Annotated in this window: 19 protein-coding genes and 1 pseudogene; 10 read left to right on the forward strand and 10 right to left on the reverse strand. The window is 68.1% G+C overall.

All coding sequences use genetic code 11. The features are described 5' to 3' along the window. Positions 1 to 3: 3 nt before the first annotated feature. From IEW15_RS00175 to IEW15_RS00185, 3 genes are read left to right on the forward strand one after another with little or no spacing between them, the layout of a single operon-like run. Positions 4 to 1,809 carry a thiamine pyrophosphate-dependent enzyme gene (locus IEW15_RS00175; RefSeq protein ID WP_188573934.1) on the forward strand — a complete coding sequence of 602 codons (1,806 nt, stop codon included), beginning with the start codon at positions 4 to 6 and terminating at the stop codon, positions 1,807 to 1,809. A gap of 48 nt (positions 1,810 to 1,857) precedes the next feature. Beyond that, the gene (locus IEW15_RS00180; protein ID WP_188573935.1) at positions 1,858 to 3,939 is read left to right on the forward strand and encodes an iron-containing redox enzyme family protein; all 2,082 of its coding nucleotides are present in this window, start codon (positions 1,858 to 1,860) and stop codon (positions 3,937 to 3,939) included. Further along, complete coding sequence (locus IEW15_RS00185; RefSeq protein ID WP_188573936.1) at positions 3,936 to 5,507, forward strand: hypothetical protein; 1,572 nt, start codon at positions 3,936 to 3,938, stop codon at positions 5,505 to 5,507. The genes IEW15_RS00180 and IEW15_RS00185 overlap by 4 nt, the downstream gene beginning before the upstream one ends. Positions 5,508 to 5,551: 44 nt before the next feature. On the opposite strand, the gene IEW15_RS00190 is transcribed toward IEW15_RS00185, so the two are convergent. Next, on the reverse strand, positions 5,552 to 6,841 hold the full coding sequence (locus IEW15_RS00190; RefSeq protein ID WP_188573937.1) for a glycerate kinase type-2 family protein: 1,290 nt from the start codon (positions 6,839 to 6,841) through the stop codon (positions 5,552 to 5,554). Positions 6,842 to 6,997: 156 nt separating this feature from the next. Here IEW15_RS00190 and IEW15_RS00195 point away from each other — a divergent pair, with 156 nt between their 5' ends. From IEW15_RS00195 to IEW15_RS00210, 4 genes are all read left to right on the forward strand, one after another. Further along, a complete protein-coding gene (locus IEW15_RS00195) occupies positions 6,998 to 7,747 on the forward strand; it encodes a creatininase family protein (RefSeq protein ID WP_188573938.1) in 750 nt (249 codons plus the stop codon). 58 nt (positions 7,748 to 7,805) lie between these two features. Then, positions 7,806 to 8,582, forward strand: a complete 777-nt coding sequence (locus tag IEW15_RS00200) for an N-formylglutamate amidohydrolase (protein WP_229707708.1) — start codon at positions 7,806 to 7,808, stop codon at positions 8,580 to 8,582. A 122-nt stretch (positions 8,583 to 8,704) separates the two neighbouring features. Then, positions 8,705 to 9,007, forward strand: a complete 303-nt coding sequence (locus tag IEW15_RS00205) for a DUF1244 domain-containing protein (RefSeq protein WP_188573939.1) — start codon at positions 8,705 to 8,707, stop codon at positions 9,005 to 9,007. 168 nt (positions 9,008 to 9,175) lie between these two features. After that, a complete protein-coding gene (locus IEW15_RS00210) occupies positions 9,176 to 9,427 on the forward strand; it encodes a DUF2312 domain-containing protein (RefSeq protein ID WP_188573940.1) in 252 nt (83 codons plus the stop codon). A gap of 90 nt (positions 9,428 to 9,517) precedes the next feature. Here IEW15_RS00210 and IEW15_RS00215 read toward each other — a convergent pair whose 3' ends face one another. The 4 genes from IEW15_RS00215 to IEW15_RS00230 form a co-directional block, all read right to left on the reverse strand. Beyond that, positions 9,518 to 10,015 (reverse strand): DoxX family protein, encoded by a 498-nt coding sequence (locus IEW15_RS00215; protein ID WP_188573941.1) that lies wholly within the window; start codon positions 10,013 to 10,015, stop codon positions 9,518 to 9,520. 28 nt (positions 10,016 to 10,043) lie between these two features. Further along, positions 10,044 to 10,838: an HvfC/BufC N-terminal domain-containing protein gene (locus tag IEW15_RS00220; protein ID WP_188573942.1), complete on the reverse strand. Its 795-nt coding sequence runs from the start codon at positions 10,836 to 10,838 to the stop codon at positions 10,044 to 10,046. Next, complete coding sequence (gene bufB / locus IEW15_RS00225; RefSeq protein ID WP_322111471.1) at positions 10,835 to 11,794, reverse strand: MNIO family bufferin maturase; 960 nt, start codon at positions 11,792 to 11,794, stop codon at positions 10,835 to 10,837. The genes IEW15_RS00220 and bufB overlap by 4 nt, the downstream gene beginning before the upstream one ends. A 102-nt stretch (positions 11,795 to 11,896) precedes the next feature. Beyond that, on the reverse strand, positions 11,897 to 12,163 hold the full coding sequence (locus IEW15_RS00230) for a BufA1 family periplasmic bufferin-type metallophore (protein WP_188573943.1): 267 nt from the start codon (positions 12,161 to 12,163) through the stop codon (positions 11,897 to 11,899). A 510-nt stretch (positions 12,164 to 12,673) separates the two neighbouring features. Here IEW15_RS00230 and cqsA point away from each other — a divergent pair. Beyond that, positions 12,674 to 13,954, forward strand: coding sequence for an alpha-hydroxyketone-type quorum-sensing autoinducer synthase (cqsA, locus tag IEW15_RS00235; RefSeq protein ID WP_188573944.1), 1,281 nt, complete (start codon positions 12,674 to 12,676; stop codon positions 13,952 to 13,954). A gap of 122 nt (positions 13,955 to 14,076) precedes the next feature. Here cqsA and IEW15_RS00240 read toward each other — a convergent pair whose 3' ends face one another. From IEW15_RS00240 to IEW15_RS00260, 5 genes and pseudogenes are all read right to left on the reverse strand, one after another. Beyond that, positions 14,077 to 15,000 carry a CAI-1 autoinducer sensor kinase/phosphatase cqsS gene (locus IEW15_RS00240; protein WP_188573945.1) on the reverse strand — a complete coding sequence of 308 codons (924 nt, stop codon included), beginning with the start codon at positions 14,998 to 15,000 and terminating at the stop codon, positions 14,077 to 14,079. Positions 15,001 to 15,003: 3 nt separating this feature from the next. Further along, a complete protein-coding gene (locus IEW15_RS00245) occupies positions 15,004 to 16,488 on the reverse strand; it encodes a sensor histidine kinase (protein WP_188573946.1) in 1,485 nt (494 codons plus the stop codon). A gap of 306 nt (positions 16,489 to 16,794) precedes the next feature. After that, the gene (locus tag IEW15_RS00250; RefSeq protein ID WP_188573947.1) at positions 16,795 to 20,292 is read right to left on the reverse strand and encodes an indolepyruvate ferredoxin oxidoreductase family protein; all 3,498 of its coding nucleotides are present in this window, start codon (positions 20,290 to 20,292) and stop codon (positions 16,795 to 16,797) included. A gap of 362 nt (positions 20,293 to 20,654) precedes the next feature. Continuing rightward, positions 20,655 to 20,744, reverse strand: a pseudogene (locus IEW15_RS00255) (IS5/IS1182 family transposase); the annotation flags it as partial. A gap of 103 nt (positions 20,745 to 20,847) precedes the next feature. Further along, on the reverse strand, positions 20,848 to 22,560 hold the full coding sequence (locus IEW15_RS00260) for a sigma-54-dependent transcriptional regulator (protein ID WP_229707709.1): 1,713 nt from the start codon (positions 22,558 to 22,560) through the stop codon (positions 20,848 to 20,850). Positions 22,561 to 23,022: 462 nt separating this feature from the next. Here IEW15_RS00260 and IEW15_RS00265 point away from each other — a divergent pair, with 462 nt between their 5' ends. Beyond that, entirely contained in the window at positions 23,023 to 24,834 is a 1,812-nt protein-coding gene (locus tag IEW15_RS00265; RefSeq protein ID WP_188573949.1) for a M3 family oligoendopeptidase, read from the forward strand. 43 nt (positions 24,835 to 24,877) lie between these two features. After that, complete coding sequence (locus IEW15_RS00270) at positions 24,878 to 26,335, forward strand: ABC1 kinase family protein (protein ID WP_188573950.1); 1,458 nt, start codon at positions 24,878 to 24,880, stop codon at positions 26,333 to 26,335. The last annotated feature ends 192 nt before the right edge of the window (positions 26,336 to 26,527 follow it).

The raw sequence follows: 26,527 nt of genomic DNA on the forward strand, positions 1-26,527 counted from the left end.
GCCATGTCACAGCTCCGCACCTCATCATCGGCCGGTATCGCCGAGGCTGGCGACAGTCTGGCGACCGCTCCGACTCCTGTTCAGGCACCAGCGCCGGCGCTGGTGCATGGCGGCACGGTGGTCGCAGCCCAATTGGCGCAGCTTGGCATCGGCCACCTGTTCACCCTGACCGGCGGCCATCTGTCGCCGCTGTTCGACGGTTGCGACCGCGCCGGCGTCCGGCTGGTGGATTTCCGCCATGAACAGGCCGCCGCCCATGCGGCCGATGCCATGGCGCGGCTGACCCGGCAGGTGCAGGCCAGTGCCGCGACCGCAGGCCCCGGCGTCGCGGGGGCGGCGGTCGCGGTTGCCAATGCCTGGTCGGCGGGCAGCCCCTTGATGCTGCTCTGCGGCCGCAACCCGATCGCGACCGACGGCATGGGCGCGCTTCAGGAAGCGCCGCAGCTTGACATGCTGAAGCCGGTGACCCGGGTGGCGGCCCTGCCGCTGGATGCCTGGCGGCTGCCGTCGGTCATTGCCGAGGCGGCCGCCGCGGCCATGGTGCCGCGACCGGCGCCGGTCGCCATCGATCTGCCCTTCGATCTGCTGATGACCCGGATGCCGGCCGATCAGGTGGCGCTGGCGGGCGGGCGCGGCCAGAGCCACGGGCCGGGCGCCGACCCGGATGCCGTGGCCAAGACCGCCGCCCTGCTGCGCGCGGCCCGCGCGCCGCTGATCCTGGTGGGCTCAGGGGTGTACTGGGCGGGTGCCGAGGCGGCGCTGGACCGGTTGACGCGTGAGACCGGCTGCCCGGTCTTTGCCAATGGTGCGGCGCGCGGCATCCTGCCCCCCGATCATCCGGCGATGATCGCATCCGACCGGGCACGCGCTCTGCCGCGGGCTGATCTGGTGCTGGCGATCGGGGTCGATTTCGATTTCCGGCTGAATTATGGCCAGCCGCCGCTGTTCCATCCTGATGCGGTCGTGGTTCATGTCGATGCCGATCCGTCACGGCTGGGCCGCAATCGCGGTGCGGTGATGGGCATCACCGCCTGTCCGCGCCGGTTCGTCACCGCACTGGCCGAGGCGTTCGAAGCCGGCGGCCACCGGGCGCCGGGTGACTGGTTGCAGGGATTGAAGGCGCGCGATGTCCGCGCGGCGACAGCACGGGCGGCGCGGCTGGTCGATGAGGACGGTATCATCGATCATGCCCGTTTCGCCGCCGAGGCGGCGCGCTTCGCCGACGTCGACGCCGACACGGTGACGATCGGCGATGGCGGCGACGTGATTGCCGAAACCGCCGGCGCCATCCAGGTCGGACGCCCTGGTCATTGGCTGGACCCCGGCCCCTTCGGCTGCCTGGGCGTGGGGCTGCCCTTTGCGATGGCGGCCCGCCTTGCCCGGCCGCAGGCGCCGGTTCTGGCGGTGATGGGCGATGGCGCCTTCGGGTTCAATGCCATGGAAATCGACAGCGCGGTGCGCCAGCGCCTGGGCTTCGTGGTGCTGATCGGCAATGACGGCGCCTGGGGCGAGATGCGCAATTTCCACGCCGATATCTTTGGCGATCGCTGCCTCGACGCCCAGTCGTTGAGCCGGCATGCGCGCTATGACCGGCTGGCCGAGGCGCTGGGCGGCCATGGCGAACGGGTGGAGCGCGCGCGTGATATCCGCCCGGCGCTTGAACGTGCCCGCCGTGCCGCCGAACAGGGTGTGCCGGCGATCGTCGACGTGATGCTGGACCCGGCCGCACGCCGCCCCGCGGGCGCCGTGTCGGGTGCGGCTGTCGCCGCCGCCTTTGGCGGCGGCGACCCCTCTGCCTTCAAGTCCTGACCCGGTCCGGTCCGGTCCCCGTCGCTTCGTCCGGAGGTGCCAGCCGCCATGCACAGCCCTGATCCATCCACCGCCCGCCCTCTGAAGCCCAGGCTTGCCGCCCGGATCGTCGAGGATGCCGGCGGTCTGTCGCTCGATCGCGGCGACAGCCGCTTTATCCTGGCACCCGAGGGTATCGATGCCCGCGCGCTGGGTCAGGTGCTGCGGCTGATCGATGGTGGCGCCGGTACCGCCGATCTGGTGCGGGCGGCGGGAAGCGCCGTCGGCCAGGGCATCGGCCGGCTGATCGACGATCTGGCCGCCCACGACCTGATCGACGAGGTGGCGGCACCCCATGCCCGATCGGGCCGTGCGGCACTGCTGGCTTTGGAAGACCGCACCAACCGGCTGCTGTTCAGGACGCTCTATCGCAACCGGTTCTGGCGGGCGATGCTGGATGATCCGCATGCGGTGCCCGAGCGGGTGTTTCACGGCATGGCGATCGAGAATTATCACTTCCTGTTCCGGGAGAGCTGGTTCGACAGCCCGGTCCTGGCCTGGACCGGCAGCACGCCCGCGCGCGTTGCGATGAACCGCTTCTATGCCGAGGAAACCGGCCATGACGAGCTGATCCTGAAGGCGCTGGTGTCGGTGGGCATCGACCGCGAGATGCTGGCCCGGACCGTGCCGCTGCCGGAAACCATGGCGCTGGCCAACGCCCTCAGCCATTGGGCCCGCACCGATCCGCTGCTGTTCTTCGCCACGCTGGGGGTGCTGGAGGGGCGCGACATCGCCGTCGACAGCTTCGTGACCGCGGCCGAACGCCGGGGGCTGGACGAGGCCTTCGTGGGGCCGATCCGCGCCCATGCCGGCATCAACATGACCGGCGAACATGGCATGCTGACCCGCGAGATCTTCGATGCGCTGGATGGGGTGGGCGAGGATGACATCCGCCGGGTCTCGGACGGGCTCGACCTGTTCGTCGCGCTGTATGACGATTTCTATTCGGCGATCCTCGATCACTATGCCGCACCGGGCGACCGGCTGCGGCGGGTGGAAAGCTTCGCGCCCGACACCGTGCTGATGTCGATCGCCCTGCCGCTGACCGCCGATCCGGCGGCCGCCCTGCCGCCGGTGCCGCGCCGGCCACGGCTGCGGGCGGGTGTCGGTGTCGACTGTGCGGCCGATCATGTCCGGCTGGACTATGGCGATCAGGGCTGTGTGATCGACATCCTGCCCCAAGGTGCCGACGAGGCGGTGCGGCTGATGCAGGCCCTGGGCACGGGGGCCGATCGCGCGCGGCTGGCGGCGGTGGCGCCCGGCTTCGCCGATGGCCTGGACGGGCTGCTGTCGACGCTCGACGGGCTGGGGCTGCTGGACGATGCCGATCCGGGGCAGGTGCGCGGCGTGTCGGGCGTGCAGGCGATGCGGGAACTCCGCCGGTTCATCGCCGCCGCCGAACGCCGGATCTGCACCGGCAGCCTGGCCCATGCCTTCGCCGAGGGCAGCGCGTCGCGCGCCCAGGTGGTGGGCTATGCGATCGAATATCATCAGATCGTCCGGATGGGGCCACGGGCCGTGGCGCCGGCCCTGGCCCATGCCGGCCCGCCGGCCCGCACCCGGCTGATGGAGCGCTTTCTGGCCGACGAGGTGGGGCATGACCGCACGCTCGCCCAGGCTCTGGGCGCGGTCGGTCTGGATGAAGACCTGCTCGACGATCTGGTGCCGCTGCCGGAAAGCTTCGCGCTGACCGTCACACTCGGCGTGCTGGCGGCGCAGGATCCGGTCAGCTTCGAGGCGCTGCTGTTCCTGTTCGAGCGACCGGCCGCGACGTTTCATGATCTGCTGGTGGCGCGGGCCCGGGCGCTGGACCTGCCGGACGGGTTCTGGTCGCCGCTGGTCTGGCATGCCGGGCTGAATGACGATGGCGGCCATGGCGACATCTCCGCGCGTCTGATGGCGCTGCGCGATTTCGTCGGTGCCGAACAGGTGCTGGTGGTGCTGAAGGCGGCGGTGCAGCTTCTGGAAGGCTTCGACCGTCTGGAACGGCGCATCCTGCATCATTACGGGCCCGGCGATGACGTGCGCCCGGCGCTGCGCCTGCCGGCCTCGCGGCGGGCGGTGGCCGGCAACGGCCGTGTGCCGTCATGACCGCGATGCCGCACCCGGATGACGAACCGGCCCCGTGGAGCGTGGGTGCCTATCGCCGGCCGCGGCTGGTGCTGGACCGGGTGGAGGCCGCGGGCGATGGCGGCCTGCGGATCCGCCGGGGCGCGATCATGGCCGATCTGGCCCCCGATGGCATCGACGCGGACGTGCTGGCCGCCTTGCTGGCCCGGCTGACCGATCCCGATGACGGGGGCTGGCGGCAGATCGCCGACGATGCTGCCCGGCGTGCCCGCCAGCGCCTGGCCGGCGGCGATCCCGGCCCCGATGGCCTGGTCGATCTGATCGAATGCCTGGACCGGCTGGGGCTGGTGGCGGAAGCCGATGACGGCGCCGACAGCCTGACCGCCGATCGCGCGCGGATCGCGCGGGCGGTGGACCGCGCCGCCGGCTGGCTGGCGGCGGCGCGCCGCCTGTCATCGGTGGATGATAACGCGGTCGACCGGCTGGGGGCCGATCTGCTGGAGCGGACCCGGCATCTGGTGGCGGGCGGGGTGGCCACCGGGCCATTCGCGCCGCCGCTGCTGGCATCCGGCCGCACAGGCTTTCATGACGCGGTGCTGACCGCCCTGGTCGATGGCTGGGCGGTGACCGCACCCGCCAGCCTGATCGCGGCCGGCCGGCTGCTGACCCGGGTGGTGCCGGCGGTGGCGGCGATGCCCGGCCCGCTGCTGCCGGATGGTTGCCTGTATGATGCCGCCGAGGTGGAACGCCATCTGGGCGTGCTGGTGACCGGTCTGGTGCTGGCCGGGCTGCCCGGTGCCGGGCGCCGGGCGCTGCTGCCGGCGGATATCGATCTGCCGTTGACGGGTATCGGCCTGATCCATGCGGCTGAAGCCGCGACCCCGTCACTGGTGGCGGCGGCCGGGGCCGACCGGCTGGGGGCGCTGCTGCGGGGGGCGGCACCCGATCAGGCCCTGGCGCTGGCGCGCGGCATCTATCTGGCCCAGTACCATGTGTCGGCGCGGATCACCGATATCTTCCTGCCGGCGATGCGCATGGGGCTGCGGTCAGGCCTGCGGGCGCGGATGCGGCGCTATCATGTCGAGGAAAGCGGCCACGAGGCCCATGAACTGGCCGCCTGTATCGCCGTGGGGCTGGATGCGCAGGCAGTGCCGGCCAGCCTGCCGCTGCCGCCGTTCACGGCCTATGTCGAACTGCTGGGCCAGATTGCCGAACGGGCGCCGGCCGCCTTCCTGCCGGCGCTGATCGTGACCGAAGGCCTGCCCGGCGCCCCCAACCCCACCAATGACTGGCTGGCCGCCGCCGGCATCGGTGAAGCGGCCGATGACACCGCCACCGCTCATCAGCGGGTCAATGCCGGGCTGGACCACACCACCATGCCCCGCCGGCTGGGCGCCGAGATCCCGCGCATCGGCATTGCCGATGCGCGTCTGGCGCTGGATCTGTATGCCTTGATGATCGACCTCAACGCCCGCGCGCTCGGCTGGATTGCCGCCTATCACGGCGACCCGTCGAACCCGCCATTGCCCGACTGGCTGCCGGTCACCCCTGAGGTGCTGGCCGGCTGGGCCGCCGACGGCATGGTATAGCCGGCTGGCAGCGGGCTGGCAGCGGGCTGGCCGCCGGCTGGCCGCTATCTGATCAGGATGGCGCGGAAGTCGTTGACATTGGTGCGGGTGGCACCGGTGACGACCTGATCGCCCAGCGCCTCGAACAGACTGTGGGCATCGTTGTTCTCAAGCATGGCCACCGGGTCCAGGCCAAGCGCCCGGGCACGGGCGATGCTGTCGGGGTGGATCACGGCGCCGGCGATCCGCTCGGCGCCGTCGATGCCGTCGGTGTCTGCCGCCAGCGCATGGATGCCGGCATGACCATCCAGCGCCAGCATCGCCGCCAGCAGCCATTCGACATTGCGGCCACCCCGGCCGTTGCCCCGCACCGTCACCGTGGTTTCACCACCCGACAGCAGCACGGCGGGTGCCGCCACCGGCTGGCCATGGGCCGCGACGGAAAGCGCCATGCCGGCCAGCGCGCGGCCGACCTCCCGGGCCTCGCCCTCGATCCGGTCGCCCAGCACCAGCGGCGACAGGCCCAGGCGTCGGGCTTCCGCGGCCGCGGCATCCAGCGACAGCATGGGGGTTGCGATCATCCGATAACCGGCACGGGCGAAGGCGGTGTCGCCGGGCTTCGGGGTCTCGTTCCCCGGATCGTTCAGGGCCGCCGCCACCGATGGCGGCGGCGTGATGCCGAAACGGGTCAGCACCGCGCGGGCATCGGTCAGTGTCGTCGGATCGGGCACGGTGGGGCCTGAGGCAATGGTGGACCGGTCGTCGCCGGCGACGTCGGAGATCGCCAGGGTCACGATCCGCGCCGGCGCCGCCGCCGCGGCCAGACGCCCTCCCTTGATCGCCGACAGATGCTTGCGGACGGTATTGATGGCGCCGATCGGCGCGCCTGACGCCAGCAGGGCGCGGGTGACCGCGCGCTTGTCGTCGAGTGTCACCCCCGCCACCGGCGCCGCCGCCAGTGCCGAGCCACCGCCTGAGATCAGCGCCAGCAGCAGATCGTCAGGACCAAGCGTGCCGGCGGCGGCGATCAGGGCGGCGCTGGCATCCTGGCCGGCCGCGTCAGGCACCGGATGGGCCGCTTCCACCACGTGGATACGCTGCGTGGGCACGCCATGCCCGTAAGGGGCGATGACCAGACCTTGCGGAGGAACCGGCCAGTCGCCGGTCAGGGCCTCGATGGCCGCTGCCATGGATGCCGCGGCCTTGCCGGCGCCAAGCACCAATGTGCGGCCCCGGGGCGGTTCGGGCAGATGCGGGCGCAGCAGGTCGGGCGAGGGCAGTGCGGCGGCGAGCCCGACATCGAACAGGCGGCGGAGCAGGGCATCGTCGTCTTGCAGGCTGAAGGGCGGTGTCATCTGGCTGTCCGCTGCGCGTGAGAGGATAGGGGCTCGGACCGTGCGAAGCTGGCCGCGATCGCTGTGGCTTGGTAAGGTCCGCGGTCCGCGCCATGCTGCGGGCGCAAGCCTACAACCACGCCGCGTCGATATCCACCCGGCAGGAATGAACCCGCCATGATCCCGATCCATCAGCGATTGCCCGAACGTCGCAGCCATCCGCCGGTGGCGGCGATCCTGCCGGTGGGGTCGTTCGAGCAGCACGGCCCCCATCTGCCGATGACCACCGATAGCCTGATCGCGGCGCTCGTTGCCGGCGCCGTCCACGGGGCGCTGCCGCCCGACATGGCGCAGGCGACCCTGCTGCTGCCACCGCTGCCGGTCAGTTGTTCGCAGGAGCATGCGGGCTTTCCGGGGGCTGTCTGGATCAGCGCCCGCACGCTGGCGGCCGTGGTCGAGGACATGGCCGCCGGGCTGGCCGGGCAGGGGGTGGGCGTGCTGGCGATCGTCAATGCCCATGGCGGCAATTACGTGCTGTCGAATGTGGCCCAGGAACTGAACCTGCCGGGCCGTGGCCCGCGTACCCTGCTGTTGCCAGGCCGCGACCATTGGCGCGGGGCGCTCGCCGCCGCCGGGATCGCGCGCAGCCTGTCGGAAGACATGCATGCCGGGGAAATCGAAACCTCGATCCTGCTCGCGGGGTGCCCCGACGCGGTGACGGCCGACCTCCCGCCCACCGACGGCGCGCGGGAGCGGCCGCGCCTGACCGAGCTTGGCATGGCCGCCTATACCGCAAGCGGCGTGATCGGCGCGCCGCGCGATGCCACGGCGGCCAAGGGGCGGGTGCTGCTCGACCATCTGGGCAATGCCGGTGCCGCCGACCTGGTCGCCGCCGTTGCTCTGGCCTCCGGGGGCGCCGGCTGCTAGCCTCGGATGGTTCTGAGGTCTTCGTCCTGTCGTCTCGTCCTGTGACAGCAAGGCACGCATGCCCGATCGCCCGATGCCGATCCATTCCGCCGCTACCCGTGTCGTTCCCGACATCGTCAATGGCGACCGGATGGCCGATGTCATCTTCATCTGCGATCACGCCAGCAACGTGATCCCGCCTGATCTGGCCGGGCTGGGCCTGCCGCCGGCGGTGCTGGGGCTGCATATCGCCTGGGATATCGGGGCGGCCGACATCACCCGCCGGCTGGCCGGTGCCTTCGGCGCGCCGGCGGTGCTCGCCACCGTGTCGCGTCTGGTGCTCGACGTGAACCGGTTCCTCGACGATCCGGCCTCGCTGCTGGCACAGAGCGACGGGATCGAGGTGCCGGGCAATCGCGGGGCGTCGGCTGAGGAGCATCACGCCCGCGCGGCCCGCGTCTTCCATCCCTATCATGCCGCGATCGACCGGATGATCACGCGGCTGGTCGCCTCCGGGCGCCGGCCGGCGCTGGTTGCGGTGCATTCCTGCACCGACCGGATGGAGGGCGTGCTGCGGCCCTGGCATGTCGGCGTGCTGTGGGGGCGGGATGACCGTCTGGCCCGGCCGCTGCTTGCCAGCCTGGGCCGCCAGACCGGTATCGTGGTGGGTGACAATCAGCCCTATTCGCTGCAACTGGTGCGCGGCTATACCACCGAAATCCACGGCGAGCGTCGCGGCCTGCCTTATGTGGCGCTGGAAATCCGCCAGGATCTGATCGCCGATCCGGCCGGGGCCGCCGCCTGGGCCGGGCGGATCGCGGCCGGGCTGTCGGCGGCGCTGGCGGCACTGGACTGAAACCGCCGCCGCCCCATAACGGCCGCTATCCGACCCTGGACATGCGGATCAACGACATGTGTGCCCGGCCAATGCCGGCGCCACCGATGCCGAACCTACAGACAGTGTGAAGGACAAGCGTCATGACCGACCAGACCAACCAGACCGAACTTGAAGCCGCGGCCTTCCGTCGCCTGGTCCAGCATCTGCGCGACCGGCCCGAGGTGCAGAACATCGACCTGATGAATCTGGCCGGGTTCTGCCGCAACTGCCTGTCGAACTGGTATGCCGACGCCGCGGCCGAACGCGGCCAGCAGATCAGCAAGGACGCGGCCCGCGAACGGATCTATGGCATGCCTTATGCAGACTGGAAGGCGCTGCACCAGACCGAGGCGACCCCCGAACAGCAGGCGGCCTTTGCGGCCAAGGCGCCTGACAAGGCGTGAGCGACAGCGTTGCACCGGCGGTCGCCAGCGGCTATCTTGCCGCCCTTGGCGCCCAAGGCCATCCAGGGTGGGTGGTCGGTGGCGCCCGATGTGCCGGTGGCCCGACGCCCTGGCGGCATGGGGCGCCGACGATGCGTCGCGTGACATCAAGAGACGGGGATACGATCCATGACCGAGGTCGGCGGCATCGCGGGCGACGTCCTGCGCTCGTATATCGATCGGATCGAGCGGCTGGAAGAAGAGAAGGCGGGAATTGCCGCCAATATCCGCGAGATTTTCGCCGAAGCGAAGGGTAATGGCTTCGACACCAAGGTCATGCGCCAGATCCTGAAGATCCGCAAGATGGAGCCGCATGACGTGGCCGAGCAGGATGAATTGCTTGAGCTGTACAAGCGTGCGCTTGGCATGCCGCTGGGTTGACGGCCGCGACCGGATTCAAGTCAACGTGAAACGGGCGCCCGCAGATGCCGGGCGCCCGTTTTTGCATCGTCGGCCGGCCGGGATACCCCCTCAACGGCCATATCCGCGGGCGAGAAGCCGGTCCAGCGACAGGCGGCCGGCGCCGGCGATGGTGATGATCAGGCCGGCCGCAATCCAGGGCAGTTGTTCAGAGGCGACGGCGATGCCGTTCTCCATGCCCTGCGGGGTCTGACCGACGACCAGATAGATCATGGCGGCCATCACCGCCAGTCCAAGCGCCGCCGGGCGGGCGAACAGGCCCAGCGCCAGCAGGACTGGCAGGGTCAGTTCGGCGCCCGTGGTGACGATGGCGGCGAACAGCGGATCGAGGCCGGGCAGGGGATGGATGTCGCCGAAGAGGAAGGTCTGGCTTGGCCAGTGCTCGACCCGCAGCATGCCGGCCTGAAAGAACGGCCGCGCCAGCCACAGCCGCAGGGCCAGCAGCGCCGCGCCGATCAGCAGACCGTTGCCGGCGCCCGGCAATGAGAGATAACGGATGAGCAGGCGTCGCGGCAGCGTGGCCTTGGCCGTGGACAGGGCTGAGGACATGCTGTGGCTCCTTTGACTGATGAAGAGGTCAGCGATCCTGAGGCATCGCCACCGCGGTCAAGGCGCCGTGGGCGACCAGCAGGCCCAGCGCCGTGGCCAGATCGAGCGCCGGATCGGCGGTGAGCGCCCGGCGCGCGGCCTCGGCCAGAACGACCGCTCCGTCGGCGGACTTCAGGGCATTGAACAGATGAACGGCACCCGGTGGCAGTGGATGCAGGCCGATGCGGTCATCGCGGCGAACCACCAGCACGGTTTCCGGGCCGGCATCCGCCGCCTGACGGATGGTGAGGCTGGCCCCGGGCTGATGGGCCTGCCACAGCGACAGGATCGGGCAGGGGCTGTCGATCACCCGCGCCGCCGGATGGGCGGCCAGACGATCGGGGATCGTTGCCCCCGGCGTGAAATGGTCGGCGTCGACCGCGAACCACACCGCCACCCGCGCCCATTCAAGCCGCGCGGTCTCGGCCACGGCCGGCCATGCAGCCAGATCGGGATCTGCCGCCAGATCGGCGGCGAAATCAGCGCCCCATCGCGATAATTGCGGCGTCGATGGTGGCTGATGCCGCAGATGCCGTGCCGCCACGGCGGCGAAGCAATCCATGCCGACCATCCGTGCGACCACCGGAAAGGCGGCCTCCAGCGACTGGACAGCCGCGCCCAGCGCGTTTCGCCGGTGCACGGCCAGCCGGCGGGCGATCAGCCTGTCGGGCGCATCGGGTGCCATCCACGGCCGCAGGGCGGATGGATCGATTGGTCGACGCCCCCAGGCAATGGCCGCGATCTGGTTCTGGAACCGCTGAAGCGCGGCGACACTTTCGGTCATGACGCGGCCTCGATGATCTGATGCGTGCCGCATGCGGCGTCGATGGCGCGACCGGCACGGGCGGCTTCGGCCATCAGCACCTCGAATTCCGGCAGGTTGGTGTCGCGTTCCAGCAGAACCGGCACCGGCCCGGTGCGGCCAAGCGCGCGGTCGAGCAGATCCCAGACCGGGTCCGATACCGGATGGCCATGATCGTCGATTAACAGAGGCGGGCCGGATGGGTCAGCGGGATCGGCATCGACGGCATGACCGGCGATATGGATCTCGCCCACCGCCGTGAACGGCATCGCGTCCAGCCAGGCAGCAGCATCGGCGCCAAGGTTGACGGCGCTGACCTGAATGTTGTTGACGTCCAGAAGCAGGCCGCAGCCGGTGCGGCGCACCAGTTCGGCCAGAAAGGCCGGTTCGTCCATGTCGTGGGCCAGCGGCATATAGCTCGACGGGTTTTCGATCAGCAGCGGGCGCTTCAGCACATCCTGCGCCCGGCTGATATTACAGGCCAGCACCGCGAGCCCGGCCATGGTCATCGGTACCGGCAGCAGGTCGTCGACCCAGCCCTCGGCGGTTCTGCACCATGAGGCATGCTCCGACACTGCCGCCGGCTCGATCCGGTCGACCAGATCTGCCAGACGGCGCAGATGATCGTGATCGATCCCACCGGCCGAGCCCAGCGACAGGCCGACGCCATGCAGCGATACCGGCATCAGCGCCCTGATCTGTTCCAGATGGCGAGCCCGTGGATGAGGTGCCGCGCCGGGGCGGGCGCTCATGTAGTTTTCGGCGTGCACCTCAACCCAAGGTGGCATTGCGGAGTTGGAGGCCATGCCGTCTGTGTCGAGCAACCGGTGGAGGTGCGGCGTTCTGAGGCCGATCCCGGCCTTGCGGGGCAGGGTGGTGGCACCCGGCCGGGATGGCATATCCCGGCGCGGGTGAGCGGATCGAAGCTGGACCGGCATCTGGCGGCACCTCCACGATGGCGTCGGCATATCCGCGCACATGCCGCGGAGTCGAGGTCAAGCAACGCGTCCGGGCGATCAGCCCTTCTTGGGGTTCATGCCCTAGAAGGCCTCCAGCATGCCGCCCATCTCAAGGCAGGTGCCCTTGGCGACGGCCTTCCAGTCGCCGCCGTCGAAATTGGCCTTGGACATGCCGGCGCAGGAATGGGTGCCGGCCTTGTTGGCGCAGTCGTTCTCGCCGGCCTTGGAAATGCCATAGCACTTCTCGGTATCGGCCGCCACGGCGGGGGCGGACAGCGCGATGGCGGCCAGTGACATGGCGCCGGCGATGGCGGATGCGATGGCGGTATTCGTGGCGCGGGTGGTCATGTCGTCATCTCCCTGATCTGGATCGGCATTGCGAATGCCCGGGGCCTGTCGGCCGGGCTCCCTCTCCGCTGCCGTAAGACGACGATAGGACGGTCGGCTGTTCGGCGCCAATCAACCCCCCATCGCTGCCGATCACGTTCCCGTCATCACATCGTCATCGGGTGCCCCACCGTGCCGGCCCTGCGCTGCGCGATGGAGGTGGCACCGGCTACACATCTATAAGTTGTGTATATAAACGCTGACATGCGTCATGACCATTGCGTGTCATGCACCATATGCGTGCCAATTTCACCGCTAAAAGATGAATGACATGTGATCAATATCATCGTTAAGTTTCAGTTCATGATTAGATCCTCTTGTGTCCCCATGTAGCTTAGGGGCTGATCTGCACTATCGAGGGCAGCTTGAAAGTGTTCCGGTATGCCAGATCGCTCCCCGTATCACCCGAAACGGCGCCAGACCGGCGCCAGCACTTGTCCGATGACGGACATGACTTCCAGGAGATGACACATGCTCACCAACGAGATCGCCGCCGTCCGCGCTTCCGCCATCGACAGCATGCACCGCAACCTCGCGGGCCCGCAGCCCTTTGCCGCCGCCCAGCCCCGCAGCCTTGGCGGGCTTGCGGCCGAACTGCCGGGGCTGACCCGGCGGATCGCCGAGTGGAAGGCTGAGTATCCCGACCATCATGTCACGGTCGGCCGCGCCCCGCAGGCAGGTTCCATCATGTTGGCCAATAATGATTATCTGTCGCTCGCCGATGACGGCAGGATCATCGGCGCACTGCGCGCGGCACTGGATGACGTGAAGACCGAGACCTTCATGTCGGGCGTGTTCGTGCAGTTCCTGGATGCCCAGAGCCGATATGAGCGCGAGATGGCAGCATTCCTGGGGGCAGAGGCGGTGTCGCTGTGCCAGTCGGGCTGGGCCGCCAATGACGGGCTGATCCAGGCGATCGCCGACGCCGAGACGCCGGTCTATGTGGATCTGTATGGCCATGCCTCGCTGTGGCAGGGCATTCACAGCGCCGGCGCCAGGCCGCGGCCGTTCCGCCACAACAACATGACCCATCTGGCCAGCCTGATCGCCAAGAACGGCCCGGGTGTGATCCTGGTCGATTCGGTCTACAGCACCAGCGGCGATCTGTGCCCGCTCGACAAGCTGTGCGATCTGGCCGAGCAGACCGGCTGCACGCTGGTGGTGGATGAAAGCCATGGCGTTGGCGTGTTCGGGCCCGGCGGCGCCGGTCTTGTGCCGGCGATGGGCCTGGAACACCGGGTGCATTTTCGTACCTTCAGCCTGTCGAAGGCCATGGTCGGGCGCGGTGGCATCGTGGCCGGGACGACGCGGACACTGGAATATTTCCGCTATACCTCGCGCCCCGCGATCTTCAGCTCCACGGTGCTGCCGCATGAAATCGCGGGCTTCCATGCCACGCTCGACGCGGTGCGCGGCGACGACCATCGCCGGGCGCGGCTGTTCGCGAACACGGCTTATCTGCGGTCGGGTCTCAGGGATGTGGGCATCGATGTCGGTAACAGCCCGGCGCCGATCATCTCGCTGATCGGCGGGTTCGAACCCGGCACGGCGCAGTTGCGCGACCGGTTGGAGGATCACGGCATCTTCGGTGCGGTGTTCTGCGCCCCGGCAACGCCCAAGGGCCGTTCGCTGGTGCGGTTGACCGTCAACAGCGGCCTGACCCATGCCGAGCTGGACCGGGTGATCAACGCCGTGGGCCAGTGCCGCGACTTGCTGGTGCGCGATCTGCGGCTGGAACAGGCGGCGGCCTGATGCGCATCACGCGCCATCATGCGGGTCAGACCGGGGACCGGGCGTTTACGCCCGGCCCCGACGCTGGTGGCCCCGACGCTGGTGGCCCCGACGCTGGTGGCCCCGACGCTGGTGGTCCGGGATCAGCCCTGACGCCGCCGGATATCGGCCGGATTGCCCAGGGCCTGCAGCCTGCGGGCGACATCGGCGCAATCCTCGTCGATCCGCGCCGGCACGTGGAGCAGGGCTTCCAGATGCGCGTCATCGAAGCTTTCGACCGGCACGCCCTGCGCGCGGGCGATACGGTGGCTGCGCACCAGCCCCGGCAGATAGGTTTCAAGCGACCGGGCCGAGGTGCGGATGCTCATCAGCGGTGTCTGCACCATGCGGCCGGCGGTGCGGCCGCTTTCGGCCAGGGCGCGTTCACGCACCGCCCGGCTGTTGGCGGCGTTGTAGTTGAAGATGGCGCCGCCCAGCAGGCCGAAGGCCAGAATTGGCGCATATTCGGCATAGATCGCCATGTCATGGCTGGGCGGTCCGGTGATCAGGGCTGCCAGGATGCCAAGGCTGGTGCCCAGGATGAACAGAATGATCAGGCTGAACCAGTCGACCAGCAGCACCAGAAGGAACAGGGCGGTCAGCGTCGACATCTGCCAGATCACGGACCCGCCGTTCATCACCGTCATGAAGGTGAAGAAAAAGGGCAGGCAATAGCCCAGCATCAGCAGCCAGACCACCGGCGTCGCCGCCTGCAGACGGCCGGGCCAGCGGCGGCGGAAGACCAGGCTCAGACACAAGGCCGAGCCCGCCAGCCGCATCGGCAGGTTCTCGTAGGCCTGCGGAAACAGGAAGGTCCACACCATCCAATAGGCCGGCATCATCACCGCGCCGGCGATGGACACCGCGACGATATTCGGCTCGATGTGCTGAAAGCCGTTGAGGATGATGCCCCGCAGGCTGCCCGGCTGGGCCGGGCCATGCGGACCGGGCGGTATCGGCTGGCCGGCCGGCATCCGTGCGGGATCGCGTGCCGGTTGATCGGCCCGATAGGTGCTGCTTCCCGGCATTGTTCAGCCCATCACCGCGCTCGGGCCCGTCGGCAGGCTGCCGGTCGGGCGGCGGCCGTCGCCACCCCGCCCGCCGCCAAGACGTCCGCCGCCCAGATCCTGAACGCCGGAATGCGGGCCGCCGCGCCGGCCGCTGCCCACCACCCGGGCCGGGGGCCACAGAATTTCCGCACGCGTGCCCTCATTCACCCGGCTGACCAGCTGAAAGCGCCCACCATGCATCTCGATCAGCGAGCGGACCAGCGGCAGGCCCAGCCCGGTGCCGGCATAGCGGCGGTTCAGGGCGCTGTCGACCTGGCCGAATGCCTCCATGGCGCGGGTGATGTCTTCGGGCGCAATGCCGATACCGGTATCCACCACCGCGATCAGCAGCCCGCCATCGTCGGCCGCACCGGCCTGAACCGTCACGCTGCCGCCGATCGGCGTGAACTTGACCGCGTTGGACAACAGGTTCAGCAGAATCTGCTTCATGGCGCGCTGATCGCCGCGGATCGCCGGCAGATCCGGCGCCAGATCGCTCACCAGCCGCAACCCGGCCTTGTCGGCCTGACCGCGCATCAGGTTGGTGGTGGTCCGCACGACGCTGTCGAGCGTGAACACGCTTTCGTCGAGGTTGTAGGCGCCGGCTTCGATCTTCGACAGATCCAGGATGTCGTTGACGATATCGAGCAGATGGACCCCGCTTTCATTGATCAACCGCGCGAATTCCATCTGTTCCTCGATCTGGGCATCACCGCGCGGCCTGTCGTTCATCAGGATCTCCGAAAAGCCGATGATCGCGTTCAACGGCGTGCGCAGTTCGTGGCTGGTATTCGCCAGGAAGTCGGATTTGGCGATGTTGGCGGCCTGTGCCGCCTTGACCGCATCGGCCAGTTCGAAACGCAGCCGCAGACCGTCATCGAGCAGGCGCGACAGATGACGCGCGCCAACCGCCAGGGCGCCGCAGGCGACCAGGATGGTCAGGGCCAGTTGCAGGTCGAGCCGGCCGGCCACCAGCAGGCCGGTGAGCAGGGCGCCTGATGTAACGCCCAGCCAGATCAGTGCCGCTGTCAGATGACACGACATCATCACCGTGCCGGCAACCCCGATGGCGGCGGTGGCACACAGCACCTTCGCCATGTCGATGGAGGCGGCATTGGTCGGCAGCACCAGGGGGGCCAGACCCCAGATGACCCCGCTGACCGCGATGATCATCATGATCGGCAGCGCGCGGCTGTCGGTGTCGCCACCCGGACCGACATCGCGCACATCGCGCTGAATGGCGGCGAAGCGCAGGCCCACCAGGCAGTTGACCGCCACCAGCCACAGCGCGATCTGCTGTTGAGCCGCAGCGGGCCAGATCAGCACCGCTAAGCAGATGGACACCAGCGGCTCGATCAGGATTCCGATCCGGGCGGCCTGGTACAGGCTGTCCAGCTGGGCGGCACCCATGCGCGCCGCCACCGTCACAGATGCCTTTTCGCCCGGCCGTTCCGTCTGCAGCTCCATGGTCTGCCGTCATGTCCTCTGATGCCGACGGGTCAGTGCTGGCGGCCTGCCGACCGTCGGGATCATTATGACGACAAACCATCGCCATTGCGATGCGGCGTTGCGTTGATGGCGGATGATACCCGTTAAGCGGGTTTATTCTCCTATGTGATAAAACTATAACACGTTGTTCTCGTCGTATCGGTTGCATCTGCGCCCGATCTCACATCCATGGCAGGCGGCCGCTTTGCCGAATAAGGTATACGGGCCGCCGCCTGTTACCCGGCGACCACGCGGAAGACTGCGGCCTGCAACGTCGGGCGGCGGCTACTCCGCCGCCACCGCTGCCGGCGCCGGGCCGTCATAAGCCGCCAGCAGGCGCTGTTCCTTCAGCCGGGTGCGTGTCAGAGCCTCGTCCTTCACATGGCCGAAGCCGCGGATGTCCATCGCCAGGCGGGCGATCTCGACAGCCCTGGCATGGGTTGCAGGGGTCAGGCCGTTGATCAGCCGGTCGACGGTCTGGCGATAATCGTCGATCAGCCGGCGTTCGGCCCGCCGTTCGGCGGTATAGCCGAAGATGTCGAAGGGGGTGCCGCGCAGGCCCTTCAGCCTTGCCATCAGCTTGAACAGCCGCATGGTGGCGCCGCCGAACCGCATCTTGCGCATCCGCCCGGTCCGCGGATCGCGCGGGGCGATCATCGGCGGTGCCAGATGGAAGGTCAGCTTGACGTCGCCCTCGAACTGGCGGTTCAGCTTTTCCAGGAACCGGCCATCGGTGTACAGACGGGCGACCTCGTATTCGTCCTTATAGGCCATCAGCTTGAACAGCGACCGGGCGACCGCATCGGTCAATGCAATGCGGCCGGGCGTGCGTGCGGCCTCGGCGGCCCGGACCTGTTCGACGGTCTGGCGATAGCGCGCGGCCCAGGCGGCATTCTGATAGCCGGTCAGGAAATCGACGCGCCGCGCGATCACCTCATCCAGGGTTTCCGACAGCCGTTCGGTCTCGACCACCGGGCGGTTGCGCTCGACGATGGTCTGCACGGCCTGCAGGTCGTGGGCGGCGCGCCGGCCCCACATGAAGGCATCCTGATTGAGCGTGACGGCGACCCCGTTGATCTCGATCGCGCTGAGGATCGATGCTTCTTCCAGCGGCACCAGACCCTTCTGCCAGGCATAGCCCAGCAGGAACAGGTTGGTGGCGATGCTGTCGCCAAGCAGGGTGGTGGCGATGCGGGTGGCGGCCACCAGATCGACATTGCCGGCGCCGGCGGTGCGGCGATAGGCGTCGCGCAGATCCTGGCCGGGGAAGCGCAGATCCGGGTTCGAGATGAAGCCCGCGGTGATCAGCTCATGATCGTTGATCAGCACCGTGCTGCGCGCCGGGTCCAGCAGGACCAGGGCGTCGGGCCGCGCGCCCACCACCAGATCGGCGGCGATCATCAGGTCGGCACCGCCGGTGGCGATGCGGATCGAATGGATGTCTTCAGGCGTTTTCGCGATGCGCAGATGGGTGAACACCCCGCCGCCCTTCTGGGCCATGCCGGTCATGTCCAGAACCCCGACACCTTTGCCTTCAAGATGGGCCGCCACGCCGATCAGCGCGCCGATCGTCACCACCCCGGTGCCGCCGATACCGGCGACGAGGATGCTGTAGGGATCGGCCCCCACCGTCGGCAGAACCGGATGCGGCAGGGTCTCGAAAGGCGTGCGTCCGGCGTCGCGGGCCCTGGGCTTGCGGATGCTGGCGCCCTGCACCGTCACGAAGCTGGGGCAGAAGCCCTCGACGCAGGAATAATCCTTGTTGCAGCTCGACTGATCGATCTGGCGCTTGCGGCCATATTCGGTCTCAAGCGGCTGAACCGACACGCAGTGGCTCTTGGCCGAACAATCGCCGCAGCCCTCGCAGACCAGATCGTTGATGAACACCCGTCGGTCGGGGTCGTCCATCAGGCCGCGCTTGCGCCGGCGGCGCTTCTCCGTGGCACAGGTCTGCTGGTAGATGATGATCGAACAGCCATCCACCTCGCGCATCATCCGCTGCACCTCGTCCAGCGCGCCGCGGTCATAGACATCGGTGCCGTGGGGCAGGCCGTTGCGGCCGGCATAGGCGCTGGTGTCGTCGGTCACCACCACCAGCTTCGTCACGCCTTCCTGGACCAGTTCGTGTGCCATCTGCTGAATGGTCAACGACCCGTCGATCGGCTGGCCGCCGGTCATGGCCACCGCGTCGTTGAACAGGATCTTGTAGGTGATGTTCACCTTGGCGGCGATGGCGGCGCGGATGGCCAGCACGCCCGAATGGAAATAGGTGCCGTCGCCCAGATTCTGGAAGACGTGCTTTTCCGTCGTGAACGGCGCCTGACCGATCCAGCTTGTGCCTTCGGCGCCCATCTGGGTGTAGGTCTCGGTGCGCGGCATGATCCAGGTCGCCATGTAATGGCAGCCGATGCCGCCAAGCGCCCGGCTGCCTTCCGGCACCACGGTCGAGGTGTTGTGCGGGCAGCCTGAACAATAGGTCGGCTTGCGCTCGATCGCCGCCTGCGACGGCACCGCGTCTTCCAGCCGGCGCAGATGGTCGAGACGGCTCTGGATGCGTTCATTGGTATAGAAGCGGGCCAGCCGCTCGCCGATCACCCGGGCGATCCGGCTGGGGCGCAGTTCCCCGGCCGATGGCAGAATCCAGTTGCCCTGCTCGTCGAACTTGCCGACGACCCGGGGGCGAACCTCATCCTTCCAGTCGTAAAGCTGTTCCTTGAACTGGTTCTCGATGACCGCACGCTTCTCCTCGACCACCAGAACCTCGTCCAGCCCCTCGGCGAAGGCACGGGCACCCTCGCGTTCAAGTGGCCAGGACATGCCGACCTTATAGAGCCGGATGCCGATCTCGGCGGCAAGCCGCTCGTCGATGCCCAGCTCTTCCAGTGCCTGCATCACGTCCAGATAGCTCTTGCCGGTGGTGACGATGCCGAAGCGGGCGCGGGGGCTGTCGAGCACCACGCGGTCCAGCCGGTTGGCGCGCGCGAAGGCCAGTGCCGCATACAGCCGGTAACGGTGATGGCGGTATTCCTGATCCATCGGCGCATCCGGCCAGCGGATGTTCACGCCATCGGCCGGAAAGTCGAAATCGGGCAGGACGATCGTCACCCGGTCCGGTGCAACCGAGACCGAGGCCGAGCTGTCGACGGTGTCGGCGATGGTCTTCATGCCGACCCAGGCGCCCGAGAACCGCGACAGGGCCCAGCCGATCAGGCCGTAATCAAGGATCTCCTGCACCCCCGACGGGTTCAGCACCGGGATCAGGCAGTCCATGAAGGTGTATTCGGCCTGATGGGGCAGGGTGGAGGATTTGGCGCCATGGTCGTCGCCGGCCAGCAGCAGCACGCCGCCATGGCGCGACGAGCCGGCCATGTTGCCGTGCTTCATCACGTCGCCGGACCGATCGACGCCGGGGCCCTTGCCGTACCACATGCCGAAAACGCCGTCATATCTGGCGAGGCTGGCATGCTCCGGCCGGGCGAGGTTGTCCATATTGGCCTGCTGGCTGCCCCAGACCGAGGTCATCGCCAGGTCTTCGTTGATGCCGGGATTGAACACCACATGGTGCTTCTGAAGATGCTTGCGCGCCTTCCATAGCTGCTGGTCCAGGCCACCCAGCGGCGAACCGCGATAGCCCGAGATGAAGCCGGCCGTGTCGAGGCCGGCAGCCAGATCGCGCTGGCGCTGCATCAGCGGCAGCCGCACCAGCGCCTGGGTTCCGGTCAGGAAGATCCGTCCGTGATCGACGGTGTACTGATCGTCCAGCGACAATTCGGGCAGCGTCATCTCGGCGTCTCCACACGACATTGTTCCCGCCGCGGGCGGGATCCCTGGTCATGGCCCCGCCTTCACCGCAGTCGATGCGGCGGGCCGGGCTCGTCTTGTCGATCCTGGTCGACCGGGCTGTCGATGGATCGAAAATAGGTCAGCATTAGTGACCTATCTGCCCGGTTATACGACGAATGAAAGCTGTGCCGCAATGACCTTGTCAGGTGCGGAAAAGACATCTCACCGAGGGCGATTTTCTAGAAAATAATTCTGAAGACGATGCTGACTTTGATAATAAATTACCAATAGCGGCATCTGGCGTCAGCAGAACGCACTCAGGCTGGACTGGCAGGGCCGTCTTCAAAAGCCGGCGGAGGCCGACGCTTCCGGCCCTTGATCTTCTTTGCGGCATCGTCGCCGCGCGGGCCACCGGATTCCGTGGTTTTGACGCTTGGGCTGTCGATGATCGCAACCGGCGGGTTCACACCCGCCCGCGTTGTATTCTCACCGACCGTCTCCTGGTCCGGCTGCATCGCCCCTGGACCAGAATGCGGAACCGCACCCGATCCCACCTCAATCAGTGCCGTCCAGACCCAGCTCGCGCAGCTTGCGATAGAGGGTGGATCGGCCGATGCCGAGCCGCCGGGCCATCTCGCTCACCCGGCCGCGATACTGGCGCAGGGCGATGCGGATGACATCGGCCTCGATCTCTTCCAGCGAGCGGATATGGCCGGCGTCGTCGAAGGCACGCACCGGCGCCTCGGCGTCCTCGTCGCGTAACCGGGCCAGGGGGATCGGCTGGCCCGGCGCCAGCGGCAGGGCCGGCGCCTGGGCAAAGCCGCCGGCCTGCATCGGCGATGCGGCGACAGCCGCCTGCCCGCCGGCGCCGGCCGCGAGCAATGGCCTGCCGCCGCCGCCATAGGTCATACCGGCCGCCGCAGCGATCCCGCCCGGCACCGCCCCGATGGCGCCGGCACCGATGCCGGCGGTCGTGGATGGCAGGTGGCTGCCCATGGGGCCGCCGGTCGCGGCGGCGGCCGCGGCCACCTGCGCGGGGCTCGCACCATAATCGCTGGGCAGGGCGGTGTCGCCGAAGCCATTGGCGCGATAGGCGGCCTGGGCGACCTGCGGGAAGTGCTCGACATCCAGCCATTCGCCGTCCGACAGCACCACGGCGCGAAAGATCGCGTTCTCCAGCTGCCGGACATTGCCGGGCCAGTGATAGGTGGTCAGCAGGCGTTCGGCCTCTTCGGTCACGCCTTCGATCCGCTTGCCTTCAGCGGCTTCGAACCGCTGGATGAAATGCTGCGCCAGTACCAGAATGTCGTCGCGTCGCTCGCGCAGCGGCGGGACATAGATCGGGAAGACGTTCAGCCGGTAATACAGGTCATCTCGGAACTGGCCGGTCTGGACCAGATCCCACAGATTGCGATTGGTGGCCGAAATCAGCCGGATGTCGATCGGCACCGGCTGCTTGCTGCCCACCGGGTCGACCTCGCCGGCCTGCAGGGCGCGCAGCAGCTTGACCTGAAGGTCGGGGCGCAACTCGCCGATCTCATCCAGAAACAAAGTGCCGCCCGACGCTTCCTGGAACTTGCCGATATGGCGTTCGCTCGCACCGGTGAAGGCGCCCTTCTCGTGGCCGAACAACAGGGTTTCAACCAGATTTTCAGGGATCGCGCCGCAATTCACCGTCACCAGGGGCCCGTGGGTCCGATCGCTGCGCGCATGGATCGCGCGGGCGATCAGCTCCTTGCCGACACCGCTCTCGCCTTCGATCAGGATCGGGATGGTGGAATTGGCCGCGCGGTCGACCAGGCCCAGCACCGCGCGGATCGCCCGGCTGTCGCCCAGAATCTCGGTGACCGGCATCGGCCGGCCACGCCTTGGCGCCGGGCCGTCCAGATCATCGGCGACACCCGGCCGCAGTGCCTGGCGGATGGCGATCTGAAGCCGGTCGGCCGAAACCGGTTTGACCATGAAATCGGTGGCACCGGCCCGCATGGCCTGCACCGCCACATCGATGCCGCCATGGGCGGTGAAGACCAGTATAGGCAGATGCGGCCGGATCGGGCGTACCTGATTGAGCACGTCGATGCCCGACAGGCCGGGCATGGTCAGATCCAGCAGCACGGCATCGACCCGCTCCCGCCCCGGCATCAGCAGCCGCACCGCTTCCTCGCCGCTGCCCACAGGGCGCGGACGATAGCCGAAGCGGCCGATGGTCGCCTCCAGCAGGCGCCGCTGGGCAGGGTCGTCATCGACGATCAGGATGGTGGGGTTCATATGAATGGGCCGCTGACATGCCGTTTGCAGGGTGGCCGCCAACCGGCCGCCCGCGTGAGATCGCATATTTAATCAGATAAGCGTATCGCGTCCATTTACCAAGTTGCTTAACGCCTGAACGGCGATCCGCCGCACCCGGTCCTGTCCATGGTTGACGGATGGGTCGGGGCCGATGGACGGGTCGGGGCCGATGGACGGGTCGGGGCCGATGGACGGGTCGGGGCCGATGGACGGCGCGGGGCCGATGGATGGATAAGGCCGGATATCGGTGGGGCGGGCGCGAATTATCCATGATACGCCCGAAAGCCGCATGATAAGCCCGAAACCCCGGTGACACCGGGTTGGTGGGCGATCGACGGCCAACTATATTCAGGGTCCGGACGGGGCACGATGCGTGGTCCCGGCCAAGGATAACCGATCAGGTGGCGTTTGGCCGCCTGAACGAACAGGAGCTGCGCACCCATGCCTGATGGCCACGAGCCCGCCCGCGCCACGTTCGGCGACCTGCCGCGCTGGCGCCTCGACGATCTTTATGCCAGCCCCGAGGATCCGGCGCTGGACGCCGACGTCGCACGGGCGCGCAGCGATGCCCAGGCCTTTGCCGCCCGGTATGAAGGCAAACTGGCTGCGCTGACGCCGGCAGGGCTCGCCGACGCGATCGAGGCCTTCGAGCGGCTGGAAGAGCTGATGGGTCGGGTCGGCTCGTATATCGGGCTGATGCATGTCACCCGGCTGGATCAGGCCGAGGCGGGGCGCCGTTATCAGACCATATCGGAACGGCTGACCGAGATTTCCAGCCTGCTGCTGTTCTTCACTCTGGAGTTCAATCGGCTGGACGAGGCACTGCTTGAGGCTGGCTATGCGGCAGAGCCGCGGCTGGCGCGCTATCGCCCCTGGGCCGATCAGCAGCGGGCCTTCCGGCCCCATCAGCTTGAAGACCGGCTGGAAAAGCTGCTGCTTGAGAAATCGGTGTCGGGCCGGGCTGCCTGGGTGCGGCTGTTCGACGAAAGCTGGGCCGCCGCCCGCTTCACGATCGATGGCGAGGAGCTGACATCCGATGCCGTGCTGTCGCGGCTGAGCGATCGCGACCCTGAGCGCCGGCGCAAGGCCGCGGCGGCCTTCTCCGCCGGGCTGGCCGACCGGGTGCCGATGCTGACCCTGATCTACAACACGGTGGTGAAGGACAAGGAGGTCGAGGACCGCTGGCGCGGCTTCGGCCGGCCGATCTCGTCGCGCAATCTGTCGAACCAGGTCGAGGACGAGGTGGTCGATGCGCTGATCAAGGCGGTGCGCGAGGCCTATCCCCGGATATCGCATCGCTATTACGCCTTGAAAGCCCGGCTGCTCGGCGTCGAGACGATGAATTTCTGGGACCGCAACGCCGCCTATCCCCAGGACAGCGATGCCCATATTCCGTGGAGCCGGGCGCAGGACATCGTACTGGGCGCCTTCGGCGGCTTCATGCCCGAGATGGCCGATATCGCCGGCCGGTTCTTCACCGAGAACTGGATCGATGCGCCGGTGGCGCCGGGCAAGGCCGGTGGCGCCTTCTCGCACCCCACGGTGCCCAGCGCGCATCCTTACGTGCTGATGAATTATCAGGGCAAGGCCCGCGATGTGATGACGCTGGCCCATGAACTGGGCCACGGCGTGCATCAGACACTGGCGGCGGATCAGGGCCTGTTCCTGGCCGATACGCCGCTGACCCTGGCCGAGACCGCCTCGGTCTTCGGCGAAATGCTGACCTTCCGTGCCCTGCTGGATGCCGAGACCGACCCTGAGCGTCGCCGCCTGATGCTGGCCTCGAAGATCGAGGACATCATCAACACCGTGGTGCGCCAGATCGCCTTTGCGACCTTTGAGATGAAGGTGCATGATGCGCGGCGCGAGGGGGAGTTGACCCCTGACGTTCTGGGGCGCCTGTGGTTCGAGGTTCAGACCGAGAGCCTGGGGCCGGCCTTCACCTTCAGCGATGACTATCGCAATTGGTGGGCCTATATCCCCCACTTCTTCCACACGCCCTTCTATGTCTATGCCTATGCCTTCGGGGAATGCCTGGTTCATGCGCTGTATGCGGTGCATGAACAGGGCGATCCGGATTTCGCCGCCAAATATCGCACGCTGCTGGCCACCGGTGGCGCCAAGGGCCATCGTGAGCTGCTGGCCCCCTTCGGGCTGGATGCGGGCGATCCGGCGTTCTGGAGCCGTGGACTGGCGTTGATCGAGGGCTATATCGACCGGCTGGAGGAGGAGGTCGCCGCCGCCGGTCTGTAGCCGCGCGCCGGGACCGCCCCCGATCCGGTCCAGGGAGCCGATGATGACCACCGAAGCCCGCACGCCTGCCGATGCCGATGCCGACGCTGTCCGCGATGCGGATGGAGGTGACGCGCTGGCCTCGCGATCGACCGCCGTCGGCGATGACACCGCCTATGCCGAGAACGACCGGCTGGGCGGCCGCATCCGCCGCTATGCCCGCGTCGGCACCGGCGTGGGCGGGCTGGCCGCCCGGCTGGCGGGGGAACGCCTGCTGGGCCTGCCGATGGATCGCGGGCGCCATGCCGAGGATCTGCGCGCGGCCCTGGGCGGTCTGAAGGGGCCGCTGATGAAGGCGGCGCAGATCCTGTCGACCATTCCCGACGCGCTGCCCCGGGAATATGCCGAGGAACTGGCTCAGTTGCAGGCCGACGCGCCGTCGATGGGCTGGCTGTTCGTCAAGCGCCGCATGGCCACCGAGTTGGGGCCGGACTGGCGCGGCCGCTTCGGTGCCTTCAGCCGCGAGGCGGCGGCGGCGGCATCACTGGGGCAGGTGCACAAGGCCGCGACCCATGACGGCCGGCCGCTTGCCTGCAAATTGCAATACCCCGACATGTCGTCGGCGGTGGAGGCCGATCTCAGGCAGTTGAAGCTGATCTTCGGCATTTATCGCCGCTATGACCGGGCGATCAATCCCGACCAGATCCATGCCGAACTGTCGGCGCGGCTGCGGGAGGAGCTGGATTACGGCCGCGAGGGCCGGCAGATGCGGCTCTATGCCCATATGCTGCGCGACGAGCCGGGGGTGGTGGTGCCGGATTGGCTGCCCGAGCTGTCGACCCGGCGGCTGTTGACCATGTCGTGGCTGGATGGTCAGCGGCTGATGTCGTTTCAGGGCGCCGATCAGGCGGTGCGCGACCATATCGCCATGAACATGTTCCGGGCGTGGTATGTGCCCTTCTATGACTATGGCGTCATTCATGGCGATCCGCATCTGGGCAATTATTCGGTGCGGCCCGATGATCACCGGGTGAACCTGCTCGATTTCGGCTGCATCCGCGTGTTTCGTCCGGCTTTCGTGAAGGGCGTGATCGACCTCTATCACGCGCTGGACCGCAAGGACGACGAATTGGCGGTCGAAGCCTATCGCGCCTGGGGGTTCCAGACGGTCGACAAGCCACTGCTTGAGGTGCTGAACGCCTGGGCCGGTTTCCTGTACCGGCCGCTGTTGCAGGACAAGGTCCAGCGGATCGAGGAAGACGGCGCCGGCCAGGCCGGCCGCGCGGTCGCAGGTCGGGTTCATGCCGAGCTGAAGCGTCTGGGCGGGGTGACGCCCCCGCGCGAATTCGTGCTGATGGACCGGGCCGCCATCGGGCTGGGCTCGGTGTTCATGCATCTGAAGGCCGAGATCAATTGGCACCGCATGTTCCGGGATCTGATCGACGATTTCGATGTCGACGCCATGGCCCGCCGTCAGGACGCGGCCCTGGCCGTGGTCGATCTGGAGCGCCCCGCCGACTGACCATCCGGCGGGGGTACGGGCTGCGTCCAGATTTTCATCTGATCGTCCAAAGCATTACCGCCCGCCTGGACCCGGTTCCCGGCGGGCGCGTCGTTTCTGCCGCAAGAATGTCACGGCAGCCAGGAACCCTTTTGCCCGCGCCACGTTGATGTCCACATGGTGGGACCATGGCCGCATGGCGATTGCGGAAGG

The sequence above is a fragment of the Tistrella bauzanensis genome, assembly GCF_014636235.1.
Classification (GTDB): Bacteria; Pseudomonadota; Alphaproteobacteria; order Tistrellales; family Tistrellaceae; genus Tistrella; species Tistrella bauzanensis.

What these genes read in the sequence shown, in the direction of transcription:
- IEW15_RS00200 (WP_229707708.1), top strand. Translation starts at nt 7,806, where the DNA reads ATGCCCGATCGCCCGATGCCGATCCATTCCGCCGCTACCCGTGTCGTT.
- IEW15_RS00270 (WP_188573950.1), top strand. Translation starts at nt 24,878, where the DNA reads ATGACCACCGAAGCCCGCACGCCTGCCGATGCCGATGCCGACGCTGTC.
- IEW15_RS00230 (WP_188573943.1), bottom strand. Translation starts at nt 12,163, where the DNA reads ATGACCACCCGCGCCACGAATACCGCCATCGCATCCGCCATCGCCGGC.
- IEW15_RS00260 (WP_229707709.1), bottom strand. Translation starts at nt 22,560, where the DNA reads ATGAACCCCACCATCCTGATCGTCGATGACGACCCTGCCCAGCGGCGC.
- IEW15_RS00265 (WP_188573949.1), top strand. Translation starts at nt 23,023, where the DNA reads ATGCCTGATGGCCACGAGCCCGCCCGCGCCACGTTCGGCGACCTGCCG.
- IEW15_RS00205 (WP_188573939.1), top strand. Translation starts at nt 8,705, where the DNA reads ATGACCGACCAGACCAACCAGACCGAACTTGAAGCCGCGGCCTTCCGT.
- IEW15_RS00240 (WP_188573945.1), bottom strand. Translation starts at nt 15,000, where the DNA reads ATGCCGGGAAGCAGCACCTATCGGGCCGATCAACCGGCACGCGATCCC.
- IEW15_RS00180 (WP_188573935.1), top strand. Translation starts at nt 1,858, where the DNA reads ATGCACAGCCCTGATCCATCCACCGCCCGCCCTCTGAAGCCCAGGCTT.
- IEW15_RS00215 (WP_188573941.1), bottom strand. Translation starts at nt 10,015, where the DNA reads ATGTCCTCAGCCCTGTCCACGGCCAAGGCCACGCTGCCGCGACGCCTG.
- IEW15_RS00175 (WP_188573934.1), top strand. Translation starts at nt 4, where the DNA reads ATGTCACAGCTCCGCACCTCATCATCGGCCGGTATCGCCGAGGCTGGC.
- IEW15_RS00210 (WP_188573940.1), top strand. Translation starts at nt 9,176, where the DNA reads ATGACCGAGGTCGGCGGCATCGCGGGCGACGTCCTGCGCTCGTATATC.
- IEW15_RS00245 (WP_188573946.1), bottom strand. Translation starts at nt 16,488, where the DNA reads ATGGAGCTGCAGACGGAACGGCCGGGCGAAAAGGCATCTGTGACGGTG.
- IEW15_RS00195 (WP_188573938.1), top strand. Translation starts at nt 6,998, where the DNA reads ATGATCCCGATCCATCAGCGATTGCCCGAACGTCGCAGCCATCCGCCG.
- IEW15_RS00185 (WP_188573936.1), top strand. Translation starts at nt 3,936, where the DNA reads ATGACCGCGATGCCGCACCCGGATGACGAACCGGCCCCGTGGAGCGTG.
- IEW15_RS00190 (WP_188573937.1), bottom strand. Translation starts at nt 6,841, where the DNA reads ATGACACCGCCCTTCAGCCTGCAAGACGACGATGCCCTGCTCCGCCGC.
- cqsA (WP_188573944.1), top strand. Translation starts at nt 12,674, where the DNA reads ATGCTCACCAACGAGATCGCCGCCGTCCGCGCTTCCGCCATCGACAGC.
- bufB (WP_322111471.1), bottom strand. Translation starts at nt 11,794, where the DNA reads ATGCCGGTCCAGCTTCGATCCGCTCACCCGCGCCGGGATATGCCATCC.
- IEW15_RS00220 (WP_188573942.1), bottom strand. Translation starts at nt 10,838, where the DNA reads ATGACCGAAAGTGTCGCCGCGCTTCAGCGGTTCCAGAACCAGATCGCG.
- IEW15_RS00250 (WP_188573947.1), bottom strand. Translation starts at nt 20,292, where the DNA reads ATGACGCTGCCCGAATTGTCGCTGGACGATCAGTACACCGTCGATCAC.